The organism is Massilia sp. BKSP1R2A-1 (assembly GCF_050586525.1).
In the GTDB taxonomy this organism is placed as follows: Bacteria; Pseudomonadota; Gammaproteobacteria; order Burkholderiales; family Burkholderiaceae_D; genus Telluria.
The window spans coordinates 56,847-80,203 of record NZ_JBOBRE010000006.1 but is presented as its reverse complement, the minus strand read 5'-3'; the positions used below and the strand labels follow the sequence as shown (position 1 = coordinate 80,203).

Sequence of the window (23,357 nt, the reverse complement as noted above, 5' to 3'; positions counted from 1 at the left end):
TTATGCGATGGCGTCGCGCACGCTGCCGCGTGACGCATTCAGGAGGGCTTGCGCCTGCTCGACACTGGTTTGTTTGATCAAGGCCACGATCGCGGTCTTGACGTGGTAGCCGCACTGTTCCAGCACCGCCTTGGCGGCCGCCTCGTCGGCGCCGCTGGCGAATGCGGTCAGGCGGATGGCGCGTCGCACCAGCTTGGCATTGGTAGCCCGGAAGTCTACCATCAGGTTGCCGTAAACCTTGTTCAAACGCACCATCAGGCCGCTGGAGAAGGTGTTCAACGCGATCTTCTGCGAGGTGCCCGCTTTCAGGCGCGTGGAGCCGGAGATGATTTCCGACCCCGTATCCAGCACCACGCCGATCTCGGCCTCGTTCGCGACCGGCGCATCGGCATTGTTCGAGAAGCCGATGGTCAGCGCTCCCGCCGCGCGTGCGGCGCGCAGGGCGCCCAACACATAGGGCGTGAAGCCGGAAGCGGCCAGCAGCAGCACGACGTCGCCGGCATCCACCTTCACGCTCGCCAGGTCCGCGGCCCCTTGGTCATGATCGTCTTCCGCACCCTCGACCGCCACGAACATCGCCTGTTCTCCGCCGGCCAGCAGGGCCACGGCGCGGCCGTGCGGCCAGGAGAAGGTCGGGTTCAGTTCGACGCTGTCGAGCACCCCGAGGCGGCCCGAGGTGCCGGCGCCGACGTAGATCAGGCGCCCGCCCGCTTCGATGCGCGGCAGGGCGGCGGTGATGGCGGCGGCGATGCGCGGTGCGGCCGCGCGCACGGCCTCGACGGCCTCCATCTGATCGTCCACGAAGACGTTCACCAGTTCCGTGGTCGGGTACTGGTCGAGGGTGGCGTGGTCCCGGGCCGGGGTTTCGGTTTTCAGCATGGCCGTGTCTTCTTGGTGGGCAGTAGTCGATAAAACCAGTGTAATACCAATATTCTTCCCGGTCCCATGAAAGCTGCACCCGTCATCATGACGAAAAGTTATGCAGGACGGCGCAGCTCTGCGACGAAATCGTAATGGTCGCTCAGGCAGTAGGAGTGGGTCAGCTCGACCGGCTCGCCCGATTCCAGGTAGCCGATGCGGGTGATGAAGAGCACTGCGCGCCCTTCCGGCACGTCCAGGCGCGCCGCCAGGTCGGCGGGCGCGTTCATGGCGCGCAGGTGCTGCAGCGCCCGCACCGGCATGTGGCCGGTCTTGGCCAGGTGGGCGTACAGCGAGCCCCCCACGTTCTCCGGGCGCGGCAGGATGGTGGCCGGGATCACGCTGGTTTCGTAGGCCATCACGACCTCGTCGGCCAGGCGCAGGCGTTCCAGGCGCGCCACCCGGGTACCCGGCGACAGGCCGAGCGACAACTGGGCGTCGGCGTCGGCCTGCATCACGTCGCGCCGCAGCCAGTGGCTGCTGGGCGTATAGCCGCGCTGCTGGAGCTGCTCGGAGAAGCTCGACAGGTCGGACAGGGGCTGCTCGATGCGCGGCGCGATGTAATTACCGGAGCCGCGCCGGCGCACCACCAGGCCCTGCTCCACCAGCTGGTCGATGGCCTTGCGCGCCGTGACGCGCGAGACGTCGAGCTGCTCGGACAGGGTGCGTTCGGAAGGCAGCGCCTGGTCGGCCTGGTAGCGGCCGTCGCGCACGTCCTGTGCAAGCTTGCGCGCCAGCTGCATATACAGTGGCGAATTGTCGTTCAGGTCGATCTGGAAGGATGGGCTGGAAGTGGAATTGGTCACTGGACGGTCCGTCAATGAGTCGAAGCGCATGCTCCTGCCTGACAAGCATACCACTTGATACCAATATAAAACGGTTATGCCAAGGCCACCGCTATTCATTTGGCAATCCTTTCCAACCCTCCGTATGCTCGTCCGACAAGCTGCAATTTCACAAATACAGCCCGCAGAGGCAGGAAGGGAGACCGGATGAACGAGCGCAGGCGATCCTTGATGGGCATGGCGCTGCTGGGCGCGATGGAACCGCTGTTCGCCATGCCTGCCGCCCCCGCGGCGCGCCAGGCGCTCGATGCCGAGCTGGCGGCGGTCGTGAACGACCCGGCCCTGCAGCTGGCCAGCCTGTCGGTGCTCGCGATCCGCGCCGGCCAGCCGGTCTACGAGGGGGCCTTCGGACGCCGATACATAGGGAATGGCACCCTGCCCGACAAGCCGGCCACGCCCGACACCCTGTACCGCATCGCCTCGATCTCCAAGATGATGACCACGCTGGGCCTGATGCGCCTGGTGGAGGCGGGCCGGGTGGACCTCGATGCCGACGTTTCCGGCTACCTGGGCTTCAGGCTGCGCAACCCGCACTTCCCGGACCGCCCGATCACCCTGCGCAGCCTGCTCACCCACCGCTCTTCGCTGCGCGACGAAGCCGGCTATTCCTGGCCGCTCGCCACCTCCCTGAAGGACGTCCTGCTGCCGGGCGACCCGAAGACCTTCTCGAGCCGCGCCGGCCCCGGCGACTATTTCACTTACTGCAACCTCGGCTGGGGCGTGATCGGCACCGCGATGGAGGGAATCACGGGCGAGCGCTTCGACCTGCTCATGGGGCGCCTGCTCCTGCAGCCGCTCGGCATCACGGCCGGCTACAACCCTTCGCTGCTGCCGCCCGCCGCCCTGGACAGGCTGGCCACGCTCTACCGCAAGCGCACGACGGACACCGAGGTCTGGAACCCTCAAGGCCCCTGGATCGCCCAGGTCGATGACTACAGTAGCAAGCCCCCAAGCCCGCCGGCCGGCATCGCCACCTATGTCCCCGGCACGAATGCCACGCCCTTCAGCCCCACCGGCGGCCTGCGCATCTCGGCGCGCGACATGGGCGTGGTGATGCGCATGCTGATGAACGGCGGGGTGCACGAGGGCCGGCGCCTGTTCGAGCGCGCCACGCTCGAGCGCATGCTTGCGCGCCAGTGGACCCATGACGGTAGCAATGGCGACTCGCTGGGCGGCTTCTTCAATGCCTGGGGCCTGGGTAACGCCCAGTTCCCGGACCGTCCCGGCATGGGGCTGGTGGAAGGCGGCGGCTTCGAAGCCGTCGGCCACCTGGGCGACGCCTACGGCCTGCGCTCGGTGTTCGCCTTCGATCCCGTGCGCGCCAATGGCCTCGTCGTGCTGGCCGGCGGGGTCTCGAGCGACCCGGAACTGAACAAGGGCCGCTATTCGGCGCTGGCACGCTACGAGGAGCGCATTCTCACGGCCCTCTACCACCACGCCATCGCCGGCCAACGCGCACCAGCATGAGGCAAGCACCCGCATATATCCCGGTTATGGTGCGCGCCGCGACTTTCATTGGTCGCCGCGCCGCCCAGGGCCTAAGCTTGACCACCATCTCCATATTGAAGAGTGCAGGATGCAGCAAGTGATCGTTATCGGTGGCGGAGTAGTCGGACTGACGTCGGCCTGGTGGCTGGCGGAAGCGGGCTATGACGTCTCCGTCCTCGAACGCGCGCCGGAAGTCGGCAGCGGTTCCAGCTACGGCAACGGCGGGCAGCTCAGCTACCGCTACGTGTCGCCGCTGGCCGACGAGGGCGTGCCGCTCAAGGCCTTGCAATGGATGTTCCAGGACACCGGCCCCCTGCACTTCCGGCCTGAGGCCGACCTGCGCCAGTACCGCTGGCTGGCCAGCTTCCTCGCCCACTGCCGCGCCGACGTCAACCGCAAGACCACCGCCAAGCTGCTGGAGTTGGGCGAACTGTCGCGCCAGGGCATGAAGCAGCTCGAAGTCGTCGTCCCGCTCGAGAAATTCGACTGGCGCGACGCCGGCAAGCTGGTGGTCTACCGCTCGCGCGACGTGTTCGAAAAAGCGGCAGGCAAGCCGGGCGCCGGCGAGATCTGGTCGCCCGCCGACTGCGCCGCGCGCGAACCGGCCCTGGCCGCGGCCGAACCGCTGCTGGCCGGCGGCATCTACAACAGCGGCGAAGCGGTGGCCGACTGCCACGCCTTCTGCCTGGCCCTGGCCGAGCGCCTGCAGGAACACCCGCGCTTTCGCGGCTTCGTGCACGGCGCCGCACGGCGCCTGCTGGCCGACAACGGCCGCATCACCGGCATCGAGCTGGACGACGGCGCGATCGTGGCGGCCGACAGCTATGTACTGGCGGCCGGCATCCAGAGCCGCAACCTGTCCGATACGGTCGGCGTCACGCTGCCCCTCTACCCGCTCAAGGGCTACAGCCTGACCGCGCCGATCCGCGCCGACGACGTGGCGCCGGAAATCAGCGTGACCGACTTCGAACGCAAGGTGCTGTATGCACGCATCGGCGACAAGCTGCGCGTGGCCGCCATGGTCGACATGGTCGGCGAAGACCTCAGCCACAATGCCAGGCGCGTGGACGGCCTGACCCGCCAGGTCAAGGAAACCATGCCGCGCGCGGCCGACTACTCGAAACTCTCGGTCTGGGCCGGCCTGCGCCCCGCCACCCCGAGCAGCGCACCGATCATCGGCGCGACCCGCTACGGCAACCTGTGGCTGAACGTCGGCCACGGCCCGCTGGGCTTCACCTTCGCCTGCGGCAGCGCCAGCCTGCTGGCGGGGGCGATGCGGGGAGAAGCGCCGCCATTCGCACTCGACGGCTTAACGCTAGAGAATTAAAGAGTTCGGAAGTGCAGATTGGTCGACGCTGAATCAACCAAGGCTGGCCAAGTTACGGATCAGATAATCGTTGAACATGGGTACAGTGAACGCGATATCCCCGTGAGACGGACTGTAGATCATTCCTTTACTGATGATCTGAGCACGGCGCGGACCCAGGCTTTGTGCGGTTTCTCCAAGCGCATCGGCGATATCGGAGGAACGGTAAGGACCACTGCCTAATTTAGCCATCGCAATCACATACTCTCGCTCCTTTGGAGTGAGACGGTCGAAACGAACCTTGAAAAATCCTTCGTCCAGCCGCTTTAGCGTAGTCGCTTCGGCTCGCCTCGCATCGTCCAGCGTGATGGTGTTGCCTAAGGCAAGGTTCCAGGACTGATAGCCCCATTCCTGAAGAAAGTATGGATAGCCCTTCGTCTTCTGATAAATCTCGTTTAGCGCATCGTTGTCGATGGCAGCACCTTCGTCGTTGACAGGCTGGCGAATTGCGGCCCTGGCGTCGGCTTCGGGCAACGCGCCCACATCCGGAAAGTGGAACAGTCTCTCCGCATAGGATTTGGCCTCGCCTGACAGTGCTGCAACTTGCGGAAGCCCCGCACCAAAGAACAGGACAGGCAAGTTGGCTTGATTGATCTTATGCAGTGACACGATGAGCGCAGCCAAGTCTTTCTGACTCAAATACTGAACTTCGTCGATGAGAAGGGTCCAAGCCTTTCCGGCAGCCTTGGCCGCCTCTCCGACACGCACAAACAGCTCAGGCAGATCATTTTCCAGATCTCCGCTGTCAGCAACGCCCACTTCCGGCTCGACAGCAATGGCGACGTCACCGTATTCAAATTTAAATACTGAGGCGAATGACCTAAGCGCCCGCATTGCATCGTAGGCCTTGGCCTTCGCGTTGTCGGTCAATGAAAGCTTGCGTAGCACCTGGTGCACACGTGGCAGCAACTGTTCACCCAAAGGTTTATTCTCGGGCGCTTCAATCATCGAAGTTAGGTGACCGCGCTCCTTGGCCATGCTCTCGACTGCATTCAGCAACACGGTCTTACCTACGCCACGTAAACCGAGGAACATTTGCGATCGACTTGATTTACAGAGCAGAGCACGTTCTATAGCAACACGTGCATCTTCAATAATTGCTTGCCTACCTGCAAGCTCTGGTGGCTGGCTACCTGCGCCAGGCGCAAACGGGTTTCTCACAGGATCCATAGTTACGCTCATCTACTAATTTATAGGGAAGTATAAGACGATAATCTTATACTTTGTTAGACTTATTTAGACTCTCTTAGTTCCCAGGACATCGCTATTTCCAAAGGCGCTACAGTGAGCCTATGGCCACTGAAAAATTGGCGGATAATGGCGGCCATGTCCAAAACGATCACACCCGAGGCTTGCCCATGCGGCGGTGCCTCGCTGGCCGCCTGCTGCGGCCCCTTCATCGAAGGCAGCATCCTGCCGCCCACGGCGGAGGCGCTCATGCGCTCGCGCTACACGGCGTATTCGCTGAAAAACGAGCCATACCTGCTGGCCACCTGGCATCCCAGCACCCGCCCCACGGAACCAATCGTCGATGAGAAAGAGCCAATCCGCTGGCTAGGACTTGAGGTAAAATCTGCTTTACGTTTACGTCAACGTAAAGTAAATTCACCGGACGATCCAGACAGCGACACCGTCGAGTTCGTCGCCCGCTTCAAGGTGGGCGGACGGGCGCACCGGCTGCACGAAGTGAGCCGTTTCCTGCGCGAGCCGGACCCGGATACCGGAGCGCCGCGCTGGTACTACGTGGACGGTAGTTTCCCAGAATAAACACAACAGCAGAGACATAGAGGACGGCACATGCCCCAGATCGAGAGCAAACTCAACCCGCGTGGCGAAGACTTCAAGGCCAACGCCGCAGCCATGCAGGCCATCGTCGACGACCTGCGCGCGAAAGTCGCGCAAATGGCCCAGGGCGGCGGCGAAGCGGCGTCCGCCAAGCACGTCGCGCGCGGCAAGCTGCTGCCGCGCGACCGCGTGCAGATGCTGCTCGATCCGGGCACGCCCTTCCTCGAGTTCTCCCAGCTGGCCGCCTACGAGATGTACGACGGCGCCGCCCCTGCAGCCGGCATCATCACCGGCATCGGCCGCGTAGCTGGCCAGGAAGTCGTGATCGTCTGTAACGACGCCACCGTCAAGGGCGGCACCTACTACCCGATGACGGTGAAAAAACACCTGCGCGCCCAGGAGATCGCCGAGCAGAACCACCTGCCCTGCATTTATCTCGTCGACTCGGGCGGCGCCAACCTGCCGAACCAGGACGACGTATTCCCGGACCGCGACCACTTCGGCCGCATCTTCTACAACCAGGCGAATCTCTCCGCCAAGGGCATCCCGCAGATCGCCGTCGTCATGGGTTCCTGCACCGCCGGCGGCGCCTACGTGCCGGCGATGAGCGACGAATCGATCATCGTCAAGGAACAGGGCACCATCTTCCTGGGCGGCCCGCCGCTCGTGAAGGCGGCGACCGGCGAAGTCGTCACGGCCGAAGACCTGGGTGGCGGCGACGTCCACACCCGCCTGTCGGGCGTGGCCGACCACCTGGCCCAGAACGATCTGCACGCGCTGTCGCTGGCGCGCACCATCGTGTCGAACCTGAACCGCGTCAAACCAGTTCAGGGCGCGCTGCGCGAAAGCATCGAGCCGAAGTATGCGCCGGAAGAACTGTACGGCGTGATCCCGGTCGATACCCGCAAGCCCTTCGACGTGCGTGAAGTGATCGCACGCGTGGTCGACGGCAGCGAATTCGACGAGTTCAAGGCGCGCTACGGCACGACGCTCGTCTGCGGCTTTGCCCATATCTACGGCATGAAGGTCGGCATCATTGCCAACAACGGCATCCTGTTCTCGGAGTCGGCGCTGAAGGGCGCCCACTTCATCGAGCTGTGCTGCCAGCGCAAGATTCCGCTGGTCTTCCTACAGAACATCACCGGCTTCATGGTCGGCCGCAAGTACGAAAACGAGGGCATCGCCCGCAACGGCGCCAAGATGGTGACCGCGGTGGCCACCGCCTCGGTGCCGAAGTTCACCGTCATCATCGGCGGGTCGTTTGGCGCCGGCAACTACGGCATGTGCGGCCGCGCGTTTTCTCCGCGCTTCCTGTGGATGTGGCCGAACGCGCGCATTTCCGTCATGGGCGGCGACCAGGCCGCATCGGTGCTCGCTACCGTCAAGCGCGACGGCATCGAAGGCAAGGGCGGCCAGTGGTCGCAAGAGGAAGAAGCCGCCTTCAAGCAGCCGATCAAGGAGCAGTACGAGCACCAGGGCCACCCGTACTACGCGTCCGCACGCCTGTGGGACGACGGCGTCATCGACCCGGCCGACACCCGCACCGTGCTGGGCCTGGGGCTCTCGGCCGCGCTGAATGCGCCGATCGAAGAGACGAAGTTCGGCGTGTTCCGCATGTAATGGAGATGACTATGGAATACCAGACCCTCACCATCTCCATCGACGACAAGGTCGCCGCCGTCACCCTGAATCGTCCGGAGCTGCGCAACGCCTTCAACGAGCATGCCATCGCCGAGCTGGCCCTGGCCTTCGACGAACTGGGACGCAACGAGCAGGTGCGCGCCATCGTCCTGGCCGCCAACGGCCCGGCCTTCTGCGCCGGCGCCGACCTGAACTGGATGAAGAAGATGGCTGGCTACTCGCACGGCGAGAACCAGGAAGACGCCATGCGCCTGGCCGACATGCTGCGCACCATCTACCTGTGCCCGAAACCTACCGTCGCCAAGGTGCAGGGCGACTGCTACGCCGGCGGCATGGGACTGGTCGCGGCCTGCGACATCGTCGTGGCCAGCGAGGTCGCGCACTTCTGCCTGTCCGAAGTGAAGCTGGGCCTGATTCCGGCTACCATCTCGCCCTACGTCATCAAGGCCATGGGCGAGCAGGCCGCGCGCCGCTACTTCCTGACCGCCGAGCGCTTCGATGCGAACGAGGCCCGCCGCATCGGCTTCGCGCACGAGGTCGTGGCCTTGGCGGCGCTGGATGCGACCGTGGCCGGCATCGTCAAGGCCCTCGTGACCAACAGCCCGCATGCGGTGGGCGAGGCGAAGAAGCTGGTGCGCGACGTGGTCGGACAGCCCGTCACCGACGCGCTGCTGGCCGATACCGCGAACCGCATCGCGGAAATCCGCGCATCGATGGAAGGCCGCGAAGGCGTCGCTTCCTTCCTCGAGAAGCGCAAGCCGACCTGGCTGAACTGAATAGGAATACATTTTGAAGCAGCAGACCTCTTCCGACTGGATCGCACGCAGCCTGCGCAGCGTGTGGCACCCGTGCACCCAGATGCAGCACCACGAAGAGGTGCCGCTGATCGCGGTCAGCCACGGCAAGGGGCCCTGGCTGTATGACCACGAAGGCCGGCGCTACCTGGACGGCATCAGCTCCTGGTGGGTCAACCTGTTCGGCCACGCTAATGCTCGCATCAATGCGGCGCTGAAGGACCAGCTGGACAAGCTGGAACACGCGATGCTGGCCGGCTTCACCCACGAGCCGGTGATCGAACTGTCGGAAAAGCTGGCCGCCCTCACCGGCCACAATCTCGGCCATGCCTTCTACGCCTCCGACGGCGCCTCGGCGGTCGAGATCGCGATGAAGATGAGCTTCCACGCCTGGCGCAATGCCGGCTATTCCTCCAAGCAGGAATTCGTCTGCCTGCAGGGCAGCTACCACGGCGAGACCGTGGGCGCCCTGTCGGTGACCGACGTCCCGCTGTTCAAGGACGCCTATGGCCCGCTGCTGCGCGCCTCCCACGTGGTGCCGGCGCCGGACGCACGCACCGCTAGCGAGGGCGAATCGGCCCAGGACGTTGCCAGGCGCGCCATCCAACACGTGCGCGAGCTGTTCGAAGCGCGCGGCGACAAGATCGCCGCCATCATCGTCGAGCCGCTGGTACAGTGCGCCACCGGCATGGCCATGTACGACCCGCTCTACCTGGAACTGCTGCGCGAGCTGTGCGACCAGCACCACGTGCACCTGATCGCCGACGAGATCGCGGTCGGCTGCGGCCGCACCGGCACCTTCTTCGCCTGCGAACAGGCCGCCATCTGGCCGGACTTCCTGTGCCTCTCGAAAGGCATCAGCGGCGGCTACCTGCCGCTCTCGCTGGTGCTCACCAGCGACGCCATCTACCAGGCCTTCTACAGCGAAGACATCACGCGCGGCTTCCTGCACTCGCACTCCTATACCGGCAACCCGCTGGCCTGCCGCGCGGCCTTGGCCACGCTCGAGATCTTCGAGGAAGACGACGTATTGAACCGCAACCGCGAACTGGCGACCAAGCTCACCATCGCACTGGCGCCGCTGGCCGAGCACGAGCACGCGAGCCACTTCCGCCAGCGCGGCATGATCTTCGCTTTCGATGCGATCGAACCGGACCCGGCGCGCGCCTCGACCTTCGCGCGCCGTTTCTTCACGACCGCCGTGGAGAATGAACTGCTGCTGCGTCCGATCGGCCGCACGGTCTACCTGATGCCGCCGTATATCCTGAGCGACGAGGATGTCGCCGGTATCGCCGCGCGCACGCAGAAGGTCTTCGAATCGGTGATCGCGAGCTGACATGGATCTGATCGCCGGAATCGACCGCAAACTCGATGCGCTCGCAGCGCAAAGCCTGATCCGCCGCCTGCGCGTGGCCGACAGCCCCTGCGCGCCGCGCCAGGTGGTCGACGGCCGCGACATGCTGGCCTTCTGCAGCAACGACTACCTCGGCCTGGCGTCCCACCCTGCCGTGGTCGCGGCGCTGCAGGAAGGCGCCGGACGCTATGGCGCCGGCAGCGGCGCCTCCCACCTCGTCAGTGGCCACAGCCGCGCGCATGCGCTGCTGGAAGAACGCTTCGGCGCATGGATGACACCCTGCATTCCGCAGGCGCGCGCGCTATACCTGTGCACCGGCTACATGGCCAACCTGGCCGTCCTGACCGCACTCGGTGCGGACGCCGACGCCATGATTTTCTCGGAAGCGCTGAACCATGCGTCCCTGATCGACGGTGCGCGCCTGGCGAAAGCCGGCGTCAGCGTCTATCCGCACGGCGACGTCGCAGCGCTCGAGCAGCAGCTCGTCGCCAGCACGGCTGCGACGAAAATCGTCGTCACCGACAGCGTCTTCAGCATGGACGGCAACCTGGCGCCGCTGCCGGAACTGCTGGCCCTGTGCGAACGCAATGGGGCCTGGCTGGTGGTCGACGATGCCCACGGCTTCGGTGTGCTCGGCGACACCGGGCGCGGCGCCCTCGAGCACTTCGGCCTGCATTCGCCCAACCTGGTCTACATCGGCACGCTCGGCAAGGCGGCCGGCGTGGGCGGCGCCTTCATCGCGGCGCACGCCAGCGTGATCGAGCTGCTGGTGCAGCGCGCCCGTCCCTACATCTACACGACGGCCGCGCCGCCGGCCCTGGCCCACGCGCTGCAGGCCAGCCTCGATATCATCGAAGGCGAAGAAGGGAATCAGCGCCGCGCCCACCTGGCCGCCCTGGTGGACCACCTGCGCGATGCACTGCGTCCGCGCCGCTGGCAGCTGCTTCCCTCCACTACCGCGATCCAGCCGGTCATCATCGGCAGCAACGAAGACGCGCTGCGCGTGGCGGCGAGCCTGCACGAACAGGGCCTGTGGGTGCCGGCGATCCGTCCGCCGACGGTGGCGGTGGGCACGGCGCGCCTGCGCGTGACCCTGTCGGCCGCACACACGCACGAGGAAGTCGCCCTGCTGGCGCGCGCGCTCAACGAATTGGAAAGGGCCACCGCATGAAGAACCTGAACGACCCCGATCAGCCGCAGGCGCTGACGCCCATCGTGACCGAACCGGGCAGCGCCGGCGCTCCCGTGGCGGAAGCACCCGTCCTCGATCCGCAGCCGGCACCCCAGGTGGCGGATGGCGTGCCTTCGCGCTTCTGCTGCTTCGTGACCGGCACCGACACCGAGATCGGCAAGACCCTGGTATCGAGCGCCATCCTCCATAAACTGGTCGAAGGCGGCCGCCGCGCCTGCGGCATGAAGCCGGTCGCCGCCGGTGCGGTACTCGTCGACGGCGAACTGCACAACGAAGACGCCGACATGCTGCGCGCCGCCGGCAACGTCCACCTGCCGCCGAACATCACCACCCCGTTCATGCTGAAGGAACCGGCCGCGCCGCACATCGCCGCGGCCCTGGAAGGCGTGACCATCGAAGCGGTGCCGATCCTGGCCGCCTACACCGAAATCCACGCGGCCTCCGACGCCGTGGTGGTCGAGGGGGTGGGCGGTTTCCGCGTCCCCTTCAACGACGACTTCGACAGCGCCGACCTGGCTGCGCAGCTGAACCTGCCGGTGATCCTGGTGGTGGGCCTGCGCCTCGGCTGCATCAGCCATGCCCTCCTGACCGTGGAGGCGATCGTGGCGCGCGGCCTGGTGCTGGCCGGATGGGTCGCGAATACCGCGGACCCCGACATGCGCTTCACGGTTGATAACATCGAAGCGCTGGAACAACGTATTCCGGCGCCGCTGCTGGGCCATGTGCCCCGCCTGGAGAATCCGACGGCAGCCGCCGCCGCCCAATACATCGATCTCGCGGGCCTGCCAGGATGGCACGCCCCGCGCGCCCAGAACTAAGGAAAACCAAGATGTCCCAAACGAATACCGTCGCCCTCCACCGCCCTGTCGCGATCAAGCAGCCGGAGAACGTCACCTGGCCGCTGCTTGATGTGCTGGCCCTGTTCGAGCTGCCCTTCAACGATCTGATGTTCCGCGCACAGCAGGCGCACCGCGCCAACTTCCCGGACGGCGACGTCGAACTGGCGACCCTGCTGTCGATCAAGACCGGCGGCTGCGAAGAAGATTGCGGCTACTGCCCGCAGGCCGCGCGCTACGACACCGGCGTCGAGGCCAAGAAGATCCTCGACATCGACACCGTGCTCGACGCCGCCCGCCAGGCCAAGGCCAGCGGCGCGACCCGCTTCTGCATGGGCGCCGCCTGGCGCAGCCCGAAGGAACGCGACATGGAGAAGGTCGAAGCCATGGTGCGCGAAGTGAAGGCGCTCGGCATGGAAACCTGCGCCACCCTCGGCATGCTGGAAGAAGGACAGGCCGAGCAGCTGAAGAAGGCGGGCCTGGACTACTACAACCACAACATCGACACCGCGCCGGACTTCTACAACAACGTGATCTCGACCCGCGAGTACCAGGACCGCCTGGACACCCTGGGCCGCGTGCGCAGCGCCGGCCTGAAGGTCTGCTGCGGCGGCATCGTGGGCATGGGCGAGACGCGCGAGCAGCGCGCCGGCCTGATCGCCCAGCTGGCCAACCTGAATCCGTATCCGGAATCGGTGCCGGTCAACCACCTGGTGCAGGTCGAAGGCACGCCGCTGCACGGCGTCGAGAAGCTCGACCCGATCGAATTCGTGCGCACCATCGCCGTCGCCCGCATCACCATGCCGCAGGCCCGCGTGCGCCTGTCCGCCGGCCGCCGCGAGCTGGGCGAAGCCGTGCAGGCCATGTGCTTCATGGCCGGCGCCAACTCGATCTTCTACGGCGACAAGCTGCTCACCACCGGCAACCCGGAAGCGGACGACGACCGCGTGCTGCTCGAGAAGCTGGGCCTCAAGACGCGCGCCGCGACGCTGGAATCGGCGCCGAAGGCCGCCTGCGGCTGCTAGGAGTGAAGTTGCGCGACCGGTGAAGCCGGTCGCAGAACACCACTAGCGGCCGGGGAGACACGGCCGCAATCGAACACATAACCAGAAGCGAAAGACAAACGCATGTTCACCAAGATCCTCATCGCCAACCGTGGCGAAATCGCCTGCCGTGTCGCCGCCACCGCGCGCCGCATGGGTATCCGCACCGTTGCCGTCTACTCGGAAGCCGATGCGGGCTCGAAGCACGTGGCGGTCTGCGATGAGGCGGTCCTGATCGGCCCGGCAGCCGCCAAGGACAGCTACCTGCGCGGCCAGAAGATCATCGAGGTGGCCAAGGCGACTGGCGCGCAGGCGATCCACCCGGGCTACGGCTTCCTGTCCGAGAACGCGGAATTCGCCGAAGCCGTGCAGGCCGCGGGCCTGGCCTTCATCGGTCCGCCGGGCTCCTCGATGCGCGCCATGGGTTCCAAGTCGGCCGCCAAGCAGCTGATGGAAGGCGCCAACGTGCCGCTGGTGCCGGGCTACCACGGCGACAACCAGGACCCTGCTTTCCTGCGCGAACAGGCCGACCGCATCGGCTATCCGGTGCTGCTCAAGGCCAGCGCCGGCGGCGGCGGCAAGGGCATGCGCGTGGTCGAGCGCTCGGAAGATTTCGAAGCCGCGCTGGCATCGTGCAAGCGCGAAGCGATCAGCTCCTTCGGGGACGACAAGGTGCTGGTCGAGAAATACCTGATCCGCCCGCGCCACATCGAGATCCAGGTCTTCGCCGACACCCATGGCAACTGCGTCTACCTGCACGAGCGCGACTGCTCGGTGCAGCGCCGCCACCAGAAGGTGCTGGAAGAAGCGCCGGCCCCCGGCATGACCCAGGACCGCCGCGCCGCGATGGGCGAAGCCGCCGTCAACGCCGCGCGCGCCGTCGGCTACGTGGGCGCGGGCACGGTGGAATTCATCGCCAACCAGGACGGCTCCTTCTACTTCATGGAGATGAACACCCGCCTGCAGGTGGAGCACCCGGTCACCGAAATGATCACCGGGACCGACCTGGTCGAATGGCAGCTGCGCGTGGCCGCCGGCCAGCCGCTGCCGAAGAAGCAGCATGAGCTGGCGATCCACGGCCATGCGATCGAAGCGCGCATCTACGCGGAAAACCCGGAAAAGGGCTTCCTGCCCTCGATCGGCACCCTGCGCCACATGGATACGCCGGCAGCGGTCGAGTTCCAGCTGGGCGCCATTGGTCCGAATCCGGCCGCCGTGCGCGTGGACTCGGGCGTGCGCGAGGGCGACGCGATCTCTCCCTTCTACGACCCGATGATCGCCAAGCTGATCGTCTGGGGCGCCGACCGCACCCAGGCCCTGGCGCGCCTGTCGCAGGCCCTCGCCGAGTTCCAGATCGTCGGCCTGGCGACCAATATCGCCTTCCTGAAACGCCTGGTCGAAGGCGAAGCCTTCTCTACCGCAGACCTGGACACCGGCCTGATCGAGCGCCACGGCGCCACCCTGTTCCCGGCCCCGTCCAGCGCCCCGCTGGGCGCCCTGGCCCTGGCGGCGCTGGCGCTCAGCAGCGGTGAAACCGTGCGTGGTTCGGTGAATCCGGCCGACCCGTGGGCGCAGGCCCGTGGCTGGCGCATGAACAGCGCCTACCGCCGTGTGCTCTCCTATAGCGATGAGTTCAGCGGAGAAGCGGGCTACCAGGTCGGCCTGACCTACGGCGCCCACGGCTGGGAGATCGATGCGGGCGGCGAGCGCCAGCGCCTCGAGCTGGTCCGCCACGAGGGCGCCGAGCTGACCATCCGCCTGGGCGAGACGTCCCTGCACGGCAGCGTGCGCCGCGACGGCGATCTGTTCCACGTGTTCACTGGCGGACGCCACTTCACCCTGGCGTACAATGACCCGATGGCGCACGCCGGCGAGGTCGAGTCTCTCGGTGGCCGCCTGACCGCGCCGATGCCGGGTAAAGTAGTGGCGGTGCTGGTCTCGTCCGGCAAGGAAGTCAGCAAGGGCGAGCCGCTGGTCATCATGGAAGCGATGAAAATGGAACACACGATTTCCGCGCCGAGCGACGGCCTGGTGGAGGAAGTGCTGTACCAGGTTGGCGACCAGGTGGCGGATGGGGCGCCGCTGCTGGCTTTCAAGGCGGCGTAGTCGACAATAGACAACGATAAAAACAACCAGTAGGGGGAGACATGCGGATACTCCTGTTCCGGGGCGACGGCGTGATCGAGCCATGGGTGCGCGAATTCGCCGCCCTCATGCCGCAGGTGGAGACCGTCGCGTGGAAGGAGGGCGCCGCCCTGCCGCCATGCGACTACGCGGTCGTGTGGAGCCCCACACCGGCCCTGCTGGACCAGCTCGCGCACGTGCGCGCGATCTTCCTGATGGGCGCCGGCGTCGATGCCCTGCTCAAGCTCGGCGACGCCCTGCCCCCGGTGCCGATCGTGCGCCTGGGCGACGCCGGCATGGGCGTGCAGATGGCCGAATACGTGGCGCACGCCGTGCTGCGCTACTACCGCCATTTCGACGACTACGAGGAGCAGGCGCGCCACGGCGTCTGGGACCCGCTGCCGCTCACGGCCAAGGAAGAGTTCACGGTCGGGATCATGGGCCTGGGACGGCTCGGCATGCCGGTGGTCGAGGCCATGCGCCTGTTCGGCTTCCCGGTGCGCGGCTGGAGCCGCACGCCCAAGGACCTCCCCGGCGTGGAATGCTTCCATGGCGCCGACGGGCTGGACGCCTTCTTGCGCGGCACCCGCGTGCTGGTCTGCATGCTGCCGCTCACGCCCGAGACCTCGAACCTGCTCGACCGCCACAACCTCGGCAAGCTGCTTCCGAACGCCTACCTGATCAACGTCTCGCGCGGCGCCATCCTGGCCGAACCCGACCTGATGACCCTGATCCGCTCGGGCCACATCGCCGGCGCCACGCTCGACGTGTTCCGCCACGAGCCGCTGCCTGCGCCGCACCCGTTCTGGAACGAGCCGCGCATCGCCATCACCCCGCACATCTCGGCGCTCACCATGCGCCACGACGCCGTGCGCCAGATCGCCGACAAAATTGCGAAACTGGAGAGCGGCCAACCCGTCGGCGACATCGTCGACCGCGACCTAGGATATTAAACAGCATGTACCAGCCAGCCAGCTTGCCGAAGAAGGTCAAGATTGTCGAAGTGGGGCCGCGCGACGGCCTGCAGAACGAAAAGGAAGCCCTGTCCGCCGAGGTGAAGATCGAACTGGTCAACCGCCTGGCGCGCGCCGGTTTTGCCAATGTCGAGGCGGCGTCCTTCGTGTCGCCCAAGTGGGTGCCGCAGATGGCGACCAGCGCGCAGGTCATGGCCGGCATCGAGCGCCTGCCGGGCACGATCTACTCGGCGCTGACGCCGAACATGCAGGGCTTCGAGGCGGCGCTGCTTGCGAAGGCCGATGAAGTCGTGATCTTCGGTTCGGCCTCGGAAGCCTTCTCGCAGAAGAACATCAACTGCTCGATCGCCGAATCGATCGCGCGCTTCGAGCCGGTGGCGAAGGCCGCCAAGGCCAACGATCTGCGCCTGCGCGGCTCGATCAGCACGGCCTTCGGTTGCCCCTACCAGGGCGAGGTGCCGCTGAGCGCCGTGGCCGACGTGGTGCGCCGCATGCGCGACCTCGGTTGCGATGAGATCGACATCGCCGACACCATCGGCGTCTCGACCGCGCGCAAGACCCAGGCCGTGATGCTGGCGGCAAGCCAGGAGTTCCCACTGGAGCGCCTGTCCGGCCACTTCCACGACACCTACGGCCAGGCCCTGGCCAACATCTACGCGGCGATGGAAGTCGGCGTGGCGATCTTCCACTCGTCGGTGTCGGGCCTGGGCGGCTGCCCCTACGCGAAGGGCGCGACCGGCAACGTCGCCACCGAGGACGTGATCTACCTGATGAACGGCCTGGGCATCGAGACCGGCATCGACCTCGACCAGGTGGTCGACGCCGGCCAGTTCATCTCGCAGCAGCTGGGCCGCAAGGGCGCGAGCCGCGCGGGCAATGCGATCGCGGCCAAGCGCGCCGGATGACAATGCCGCCTACGACACGCGCCGCCTTCCTGCTGACAGCGGGCCTGCTGTGCACCACGGCGCAGGCCGATACCGGCGATATCCGCTGCTTCCAGTCCCCCGGCGTCGGCAAGCCGCTCAGGCTGGCGTTCGGCTTTCCGCCGGAGGGCTCGAAAACGGCCTATGTGCGCTACGAGAACGGGAGCGCGAACATTCCGCTCAAGCTGATCAAGAGCGATGCCGTCGAGACGGCGCCTGGCAGGCCGATGGAAATCACGACCACATGGAAGGAAATGATGCCGGGCGGCGGCACCTACACGGTCGTGTCCCAGGGCGCAAACGTCTATGGATTCACCTACATCCGCGCGAAAGACGGCAAGGCCTACCAGTTCGAGCAGGACCTGGAGGCCTGGGAGGAAGGCGGCTGCCGCTGGACGCGCCGCTGAGCACGGCGGACAACGAAAAAAGCCGACAGCTTTCACTGTCGGCTTTTTCCTTAATGCTGGTCGGAGTACAAGGATTCGAACCTTGGACCCCCTGGTCCCAAACCAGGTGCGCTACCGGGCTGCGCTACACTCCGAAGAAGAAAGATCATATCTGCTTGGAATGAGCAGGTCAAGGTTTAAGGGCAAAATAAAGAAACCAAGGCATTGTTTGTCGTATTCTTCGACAAGGTTAATCGGACAATATTGTGAATCTGGCAGCGCCTTACAGCAGCGATATGGGCATGATGCAAGGGAACAGGCGCGTCTTGATCGGCGTGGGCGTGTCGATTGCCGTGCACCTGGTATTGATGCTTGCCTATCGCAATACCGGCCCCTCACTGCCGGCATTCGAAGCGGATCCGCCCTCTTCCATCGCCGTGCGCATCCTGCCGCCACCGCCACCGCCGCCTCCAGAACCCGAAGCCTTGCCACAAGCGCGCCCCGAGCCCGCAGCGCCACGCAGCGCGCGCCGCTTCCCGCCCAAGCCCGTCATTGCCGTGCCCGCTTCGCCAGATCAGCCGCCATCGCCGGATGCATTCTCCGTCGAGCAATCGGGAGAAACAGCGCCTGCACAGGACAGCGCGCCCCAGTTCGACATGGGTGCGGCAAAGCAGACGGCGCGGGAGCTGGCCGGACGCACCAAGCTCGGCATCGAAGGCACGCCCCACGCACAATTCCCCGATGCGCCGCTGGAGACCGAAACGAAAGCCGCGCGCGCCATCAGCCGGACCAAGCGCGCCAACTGCAAGGACGGCATCCCCGGCGGCCTGCTGGCGCCCTTGTTCCTGATGATGGACAAGAAAGACCACGGCTGCAAATGGTAATCAGCCGGGTGCTACACTAAGCCAATGAAACACCGACTCTTCCTGTTCGACCTCGACGACACCCTGCTCGACTTCAAAGCTTCCGAACAACTGTCTTTCGATCACACGATGCGCGAGCTCGGCCTGCGCGAGCTGCCCGATGGCTTGTTCGCCAGTTACCAGGGGTTCAACCTGGCGCTGTGGCGGGCATTCGAACTCGGCACGGTGTCCAAGGATTTCCTGAAGGTGGAGCGCTTCCGCCAGACCTTCGCCGCCAATGGGCTCGATCTCGATGCGGACGCCGCCAGCCACATCTACCTCGAATCGCTGCCCGACAACGTGGTGCTGGTCGACGGCGCGCAGGAGCTGTGCGAGACCCTGGCCGGCATCGGCGAAGTAGGCATCATCACGAACGGCGCCGCGAGCGTCCAGCAGCGCCGCATCGCCGCCTCGAAACTGCATGCGCACCTGTCGTTCGTCGCCACCTCGGAAGGCTGCGGCCACGCCAAGCCCGACAGCCGCTTCTTCGACTACACCGTGAAACTGGCGCGCGCCTTCTCGCATGCGGAGACTGTCATCGTCGGCGACCGCCTGGACGCCGACATCCTCGGCGCGAACCGCTTCGGCATCGAGAGCTGCTGGTTCAATCCGGACGCCCTGCCGAACGAAACGCAGGCCCGGCCGAGCGTGGAAGTCGCGGCGCTGCACGAGGTCATTCCGGCGCTGCGCGGCCTGGCCGCCGCCTGAGCCACACCAATTCGCCCATTACCCAAGGAAAGCACATGGCAAAGAAAGAAGAACTCGACGAGGAAACGCTGGCATTCATCCACTGGTGCATCGAGGTGGAAAAGTTCCTCGTCGCCGGCGGCGCCACCGTGAAGCAGGCCCAGGACCACATCGAAGAACAGGTCGAGTGGTTCACCGACCAGTTCTACGATGGCCTGAGCCCGGAAGAAGCGGCCAAGGAAGCCCTGGCCTGAGACAGGCGATTATTCGCCCCTGATTTCCAGGGCGCGCTCGTACAGCGCGTTCTTCTTGCGTCCCGTGATCTGGGCCGCGAGGTTGGCGGCCTGCTTCACCGAGCATTCGGTGAGCAGGATCTGCAGGATGCGCTCCGCTTCCGCGTCCTGCGCATCGGTCGCCAGGACCGCCCCTTCCACCAGCACGACGAATTCGCCGCGCTCGCGGTGCTGGTCGGCCTTCACCCAGCCCAATGCTTCGCCCAGCGGGCAGCGGTGCACTTCCTCGAACAGCTTGCTCAGCTCGCGCGCGAACACCACCTGGCGCGTCGGCTCGAACACGGCCAGCAAACCTTCCACGCATTCGACGATGCGGTGCGGTGCTTCGTAGAGGACGAGGGTCGAGGTCTCGCGCACCAGCGCTTGCAGGGCCGCTTCGCGCTGCTTGGCCTTGGCCGGCAGGAAGCCCACGAAGTGGAAGCGGTCGTTGACCAGGCCGCTCGCCGACAGGGCCGTGACGGCTGCAGACGGTCCCGGCAGCGGCACCACGTTCAGGCCGGCTTCGCGCACCGCATCGACGATGCGCGCGCCAGGGTCGGACACGGCCGGCGTGCCCGCGTCGGAGACCAGGGCCACGCGCTGGCCGCTCTTCAATCGCTCGACGATCTTGTCGGCAACCTCGCGCTCGTTGTGCATGTGGGCGGCAATGGTCTGCTTCGACAGGCCAAAACGCTGCAGCAGCGCGCCGGTCTTGCGGGTGTCCTCGCAGGCCACGACATCGGCGAGCGCCAGCAGGTGCAGGGCGCGCAAGGTGATGTCGGTGACGTTGCCGATCGGTGTAGCCACGACATACAGCGTTGCGGTAGGATAGGACTGCTGGGCCGCCTCGCCCATGACGGGAAGCCGGGCGATGTCGATGGTCTGCTGTTCTGTCATAAGGGATTCCGATGCTGAAGAAAAATCTCAAGGCGCTGCTTGCAACGTCCGTGTCTGTTTTGTTGGCCGGCTGCACCAGCACGCCATTGCCGCCCGACATGGGTTGCGGCGTACCGGGCGGATTGTGCGCGCCCGCCGCGCCGAGTGCAAGCCCGCCTCCTGCCGAACCGGGCTACACGCCGCCGGCGCCCGTCGAGCGCGCCGTCACCAATCCCATCGACCTGCCTCCCCCGCTGGACGGCAGCGCGCGCGCCGCGCCTGGCGGCAACGGCACCCGCATCGCCCTGCTGCTGCCGCTCGAATCCGGCGCCCTCGCGCAACCCGCCGAAGCGGTGCGCGCCGGCTTCCTGGCCGGCCATGAGCGTGAACGCAGCGGCGTGACCGTCAACGTGATCCCGACCGGCGACTCGGCCCAGGCCACCCTCGACGCCTACGCGCGGGCAGCGGAATCGAACGACATCGTGGTCGGCCCGCTGGCCCGTCCCGCCGTGGCCGCCCTGGCGTCCAGCGGGGCCGTCAGCAAGCCGACCATCGCCCTGAATCACCCGCAGACCAACGGCCCGCTGCCGCGCCAGATGCTGGTGGTCGGTCTCGCGCTCGAAGACGAAGCGCGCCAGGCGGCCGACTGGGCCGCCGCGGAACAGCCGGGCGGCCGCGCCCTCGTGCTCACCGGATCGGCCGCCTGGCAGCAGCGCCTGACCGGCGCCTTCACGGCGCGCTGGTCGCAGCTGGGCCTGAGCAGCTACGTGGTCGAGCTGCCGAGCAGCGACGGCTACATCGACGGCAACGCCCTGGCCGGACTGCGCGCCCGCCTGCAGCAGGACCCACCGCAGCTGGTGTTCGCCGCCCTGGACGCCGTCGGGCTGCGCCAGGTGCGCAGCGCCATCGGCACCTCGCTGCCGACCTATGGCACCGCCTCGGTCAATCCGGGCCGCGACCCGGCAATGGCAAGCCCGGAGCTCAGCGGTGTGCGCATCCTCGACCTGCCCTGGACCGTGCAGCCCGAGCACCCGCTGGTGGCGAGCTATCCGCGCTGGGATGCCGGCACGGGCGGCTTCGACATGCAGCGCCTCTACGCCCTCGGCATCGACGCCTACCGCATCGCGCGCGAACTGGCGCTGCGCCCGGGCAGCCGCTTCGAGATCGATGGCGTAACCGGGCGCCTGTCGGTCGACATGGGCAGCGGCTCCCCGGCTTTCCGCCGCGTCGAGACCGGCACCGTCTACCGCGACGGCGGCGTGTTCGAATCGGTGGCTTTCGAAAAATAAGATGTGGTCCCTGCGCCTGTCACCGCGGCAGGCCGAGGGCCGTCGATGGGAGCAGGCCGCCCTGCTCTACCTGAAACGCCGCGGTTTGAAAGCGGTCGAAGAGAATTTCCGCTGCAAGGGCGGCGAGATCGACCTGATCATGCGCGATGGCGACACCCTGGTCTTCGTCGAGGTGCGCCAGCGCGCGGATCGCGTTCACGGCGGCGCGGCCGCCAGCATCACCCCCGCCAAGATCCGCCGCCTGGTGCGCGCGGCCCAGTTCTACCTGTTGCGTTTTGCCGTCACCCCACCCTGCCGCTTCGATGTCGTGGCCATCGACGGCGAGCAAGTGGAATGGCTACAGAACGTCATTGAAATGTAAGCAATTTTTACCGCGGTTGCCCGCCCTCCGTTGCCACTGCACTATAATCCTTGGCTATGAATACTCAACGCATCCTCGCTCACTTCCAGGAGAGCGCCGATCTCAAGATGAAATCGGCGCCTGCCCTGGCACAACCCATTTCGCAGGCGATCGAACTGATGTTTGGCGCCCTGTCCAACGGCAACAAGATCCTGGCCTGCGGCAATGGCGGTTCCGCCGCCGACTGCCAGCACTTCGCTGCCGAGCTCGTGGGACGTTTCGAACGCGAGCGTTTCCCGCTCCCGGCGATCGCCCTGACCACCGACACCTCGATCCTGACGGCCGTCGGCAATGACTACAGCTTCAAGGAGATCTTCTCGAAGCAGGTGCAGGCGTTCGGCCAGGCGGGCGACATCCTGCTGGCGATCTCGACCTCGGGCAACTCGGGCAATGTGCTGGCCGCGGTCGAAGCCGCGCTGGAACGCGAGATGCGCATCGTGGCCTTCACCGGCAAGGACGGCGGCGCGTTGGCCAAGCTGCTGACCGACGCCGACGTGCACATCAACGTGCAGCACAACCGCACCGCGCGCATCCAGGAAGTCCACCTGTGCGCGATTCACGCCATCTGCGACGGCATCGACGTCGCGCTGTTCGGAGGAGAAGAGGAATGACGAAAACGCGACCGCTGGCCGGCCTGCTCTCGAAAATCGTACTGGGTACCGCATTGGCGGCCTCGTTGTCGGGCTGCGTTGCCCTGGCTGTCGGCGGCGCCGCCGCGACCGCCCTGGCGACCAATGACCGCCGCACCATCGGCATGCAGACCGAAGACAAGGCGATCAACGTCAAGGCCGAGATCAAGCTGCAGCAGCTCACCGGCGAGAATGGTCACGTCAACGTCACCAGCTACAACCGCAAGGTGCTGCTCACCGGCGAAGTGCGCGACGAAGCGATGAAGGCCGCGGCCGAGCGCGAAGTGCGCGCGATCGACAATGTGGTCTCCGTCATCAACGAACTGGAAATCGCCGGCCCGTCGAGCTATACCTCGCGTTCGAACGACGCCCTGATCACCACCAAGGTCAAGGCCAGCCTGGTCGACAAGAAGACCGTCTCGGCGACCGCCTTCAAGGTCACCACCGAGCGCGGCGTGGTCTACCTGATGGGCCTCGTCACCCCGCGTGAAGGCAATATCGCGGCCGACGTGGCGAAAGGCGTGCCGGGCGTGAACCGTGTCGTCAAGATCTTCGAGTACATCCAGGAAGAGGATCCGCGCGCCAACCAGCCTGCCCCGGCTCAAAGCTAATTCCAACGGCAGGACTGCGGTC

Annotated in this window: 24 protein-coding genes and 1 tRNA gene; 20 read left to right on the top strand and 5 right to left on the bottom strand. The window is 66.1% G+C overall.

Annotated elements, in window-relative coordinates:
- Both ACQ7JA_RS11120 and ACQ7JA_RS11115 read right to left on the bottom strand, forming a co-directional pair.
- Positions 1-918, bottom strand: a complete 918-nt coding sequence (locus ACQ7JA_RS11120) for an N-acetylmuramic acid 6-phosphate etherase (RefSeq protein WP_430897943.1) — start codon at positions 916-918, stop codon at positions 1-3.
- Positions 919-977: 59 nt separating this feature from the next.
- Complete coding sequence (locus ACQ7JA_RS11115) at positions 978-1,661, bottom strand: GntR family transcriptional regulator (protein ID WP_430897941.1); 684 nt, start codon at positions 1,659-1,661, stop codon at positions 978-980.
- Between the two features lie 249 nt (positions 1,662-1,910).
- On the opposite strand from ACQ7JA_RS11115, the gene ACQ7JA_RS11110 reads away from it, so the two are divergent.
- Positions 1,911-3,230 carry a serine hydrolase domain-containing protein gene (locus ACQ7JA_RS11110; protein ID WP_430897570.1) on the top strand — a complete coding sequence of 440 codons (1,320 nt, stop codon included), beginning with the start codon at positions 1,911-1,913 and terminating at the stop codon, positions 3,228-3,230.
- 109 nt (positions 3,231-3,339) lie between these two features.
- Positions 3,340-4,578, top strand: coding sequence for a D-amino acid dehydrogenase (locus tag ACQ7JA_RS11105; protein WP_430897568.1), 1,239 nt, complete (start codon positions 3,340-3,342; stop codon positions 4,576-4,578).
- A 33-nt stretch (positions 4,579-4,611) separates the two neighbouring features.
- On the opposite strand, the gene ACQ7JA_RS11100 is transcribed toward ACQ7JA_RS11105, so the two are convergent.
- Positions 4,612-5,787, bottom strand: a complete 1,176-nt coding sequence (locus ACQ7JA_RS11100) for an AAA family ATPase (RefSeq protein ID WP_430897566.1) — start codon at positions 5,785-5,787, stop codon at positions 4,612-4,614.
- Between the two features lie 156 nt (positions 5,788-5,943).
- Here ACQ7JA_RS11100 and ACQ7JA_RS11095 point away from each other — a divergent pair, with 156 nt between their 5' ends.
- The 11 genes from ACQ7JA_RS11095 to ACQ7JA_RS11045 all read left to right on the top strand — a co-directional run bounded on the left by ACQ7JA_RS11095 (position 5,944) and on the right by ACQ7JA_RS11045 (position 17,690).
- Complete coding sequence (locus tag ACQ7JA_RS11095; protein ID WP_430897564.1) at positions 5,944-6,384, top strand: YchJ family protein; 441 nt, start codon at positions 5,944-5,946, stop codon at positions 6,382-6,384.
- A 30-nt stretch (positions 6,385-6,414) separates the two neighbouring features.
- Positions 6,415-8,022: a carboxyl transferase domain-containing protein gene (locus ACQ7JA_RS11090; protein ID WP_430897562.1), complete on the top strand. Its 1,608-nt coding sequence runs from the start codon at positions 6,415-6,417 to the stop codon at positions 8,020-8,022.
- Between the two features lie 11 nt (positions 8,023-8,033).
- On the top strand, positions 8,034-8,819 hold the full coding sequence (locus ACQ7JA_RS11085) for an enoyl-CoA hydratase/isomerase family protein (RefSeq protein ID WP_430897560.1): 786 nt from the start codon (positions 8,034-8,036) through the stop codon (positions 8,817-8,819).
- A 13-nt stretch (positions 8,820-8,832) separates the two neighbouring features.
- Positions 8,833-10,173 carry an adenosylmethionine--8-amino-7-oxononanoate transaminase gene (gene bioA / locus ACQ7JA_RS11080; RefSeq protein ID WP_430897558.1) on the top strand — a complete coding sequence of 447 codons (1,341 nt, stop codon included), beginning with the start codon at positions 8,833-8,835 and terminating at the stop codon, positions 10,171-10,173.
- Between the two features lies 1 nt (position 10,174).
- The gene (gene bioF, locus ACQ7JA_RS11075; protein WP_430897556.1) at positions 10,175-11,362 is read left to right on the top strand and encodes an 8-amino-7-oxononanoate synthase; all 1,188 of its coding nucleotides are present in this window, start codon (positions 10,175-10,177) and stop codon (positions 11,360-11,362) included.
- The gene (gene bioD / locus ACQ7JA_RS11070) at positions 11,359-12,201 is read left to right on the top strand and encodes a dethiobiotin synthase (RefSeq protein WP_430897554.1); all 843 of its coding nucleotides are present in this window, start codon (positions 11,359-11,361) and stop codon (positions 12,199-12,201) included. Before bioF ends, bioD begins: the two co-directional genes overlap by 4 nt.
- 11 nt (positions 12,202-12,212) lie before the next feature.
- A complete protein-coding gene (gene bioB / locus ACQ7JA_RS11065; protein ID WP_430897552.1) occupies positions 12,213-13,244 on the top strand; it encodes a biotin synthase BioB in 1,032 nt (343 codons plus the stop codon).
- A 102-nt stretch (positions 13,245-13,346) separates the two neighbouring features.
- A complete protein-coding gene (locus ACQ7JA_RS11060) occupies positions 13,347-15,368 on the top strand; it encodes an acetyl/propionyl/methylcrotonyl-CoA carboxylase subunit alpha (RefSeq protein ID WP_430897550.1) in 2,022 nt (673 codons plus the stop codon).
- A gap of 41 nt (positions 15,369-15,409) precedes the next feature.
- On the top strand, positions 15,410-16,339 hold the full coding sequence (locus tag ACQ7JA_RS11055) for a 2-hydroxyacid dehydrogenase (RefSeq protein ID WP_430897548.1): 930 nt from the start codon (positions 15,410-15,412) through the stop codon (positions 16,337-16,339).
- Between the two features lie 5 nt (positions 16,340-16,344).
- On the top strand, positions 16,345-17,265 hold the full coding sequence (locus ACQ7JA_RS11050; RefSeq protein WP_430897546.1) for a hydroxymethylglutaryl-CoA lyase: 921 nt from the start codon (positions 16,345-16,347) through the stop codon (positions 17,263-17,265).
- Positions 17,266-17,267: 2 nt separating this feature from the next.
- A complete protein-coding gene (locus tag ACQ7JA_RS11045; RefSeq protein WP_430897544.1) occupies positions 17,268-17,690 on the top strand; it encodes a hypothetical protein in 423 nt (140 codons plus the stop codon).
- A gap of 57 nt (positions 17,691-17,747) precedes the next feature.
- Here the strand turns inward: ACQ7JA_RS11045 and ACQ7JA_RS11040 are convergent.
- Positions 17,748-17,824: transfer RNA gene (locus tag ACQ7JA_RS11040), tRNA-Pro, on the bottom strand.
- Between the two features lie 147 nt (positions 17,825-17,971).
- Between ACQ7JA_RS11040 and ACQ7JA_RS11035 the strand changes: the two genes are divergently transcribed.
- The 3 genes from ACQ7JA_RS11035 to ACQ7JA_RS11025 are packed head-to-tail and all read left to right on the top strand — an operon-like array spanning position 17,972 to position 19,512.
- Complete coding sequence (locus ACQ7JA_RS11035) at positions 17,972-18,553, top strand: hypothetical protein (RefSeq protein WP_430897542.1); 582 nt, start codon at positions 17,972-17,974, stop codon at positions 18,551-18,553.
- A gap of 24 nt (positions 18,554-18,577) precedes the next feature.
- Complete coding sequence (locus ACQ7JA_RS11030; RefSeq protein WP_430897540.1) at positions 18,578-19,279, top strand: YjjG family noncanonical pyrimidine nucleotidase; 702 nt, start codon at positions 18,578-18,580, stop codon at positions 19,277-19,279.
- A gap of 35 nt (positions 19,280-19,314) precedes the next feature.
- Positions 19,315-19,512, top strand: coding sequence for a hypothetical protein (locus tag ACQ7JA_RS11025; protein WP_430897538.1), 198 nt, complete (start codon positions 19,315-19,317; stop codon positions 19,510-19,512).
- A 9-nt stretch (positions 19,513-19,521) separates the two neighbouring features.
- On the opposite strand, the gene rsmI is transcribed toward ACQ7JA_RS11025, so the two are convergent.
- A complete protein-coding gene (gene rsmI / locus ACQ7JA_RS11020; RefSeq protein WP_430897536.1) occupies positions 19,522-20,427 on the bottom strand; it encodes a 16S rRNA (cytidine(1402)-2'-O)-methyltransferase in 906 nt (301 codons plus the stop codon).
- Positions 20,428-20,477: 50 nt separating this feature from the next.
- On the opposite strand from rsmI, the gene ACQ7JA_RS11015 reads away from it, so the two are divergent.
- From ACQ7JA_RS11015 to ACQ7JA_RS11000, 4 genes are read left to right on the top strand one after another with little or no spacing between them, the layout of a single operon-like run.
- Entirely contained in the window at positions 20,478-21,695 is a 1,218-nt protein-coding gene (locus ACQ7JA_RS11015) for a penicillin-binding protein activator (protein WP_430897534.1), read from the top strand.
- Between the two features lies 1 nt (position 21,696).
- Positions 21,697-22,056 carry a YraN family protein gene (locus ACQ7JA_RS11010; protein ID WP_430897532.1) on the top strand — a complete coding sequence of 120 codons (360 nt, stop codon included), beginning with the start codon at positions 21,697-21,699 and terminating at the stop codon, positions 22,054-22,056.
- A gap of 56 nt (positions 22,057-22,112) precedes the next feature.
- Entirely contained in the window at positions 22,113-22,706 is a 594-nt protein-coding gene (locus tag ACQ7JA_RS11005) for a phosphoheptose isomerase (protein WP_430897530.1), read from the top strand.
- Positions 22,703-23,335 carry a BON domain-containing protein gene (locus ACQ7JA_RS11000; RefSeq protein ID WP_430897528.1) on the top strand — a complete coding sequence of 211 codons (633 nt, stop codon included), beginning with the start codon at positions 22,703-22,705 and terminating at the stop codon, positions 23,333-23,335. Before ACQ7JA_RS11005 ends, ACQ7JA_RS11000 begins: the two co-directional genes overlap by 4 nt.
- Positions 23,336-23,357 lie beyond the last annotated feature (22 nt).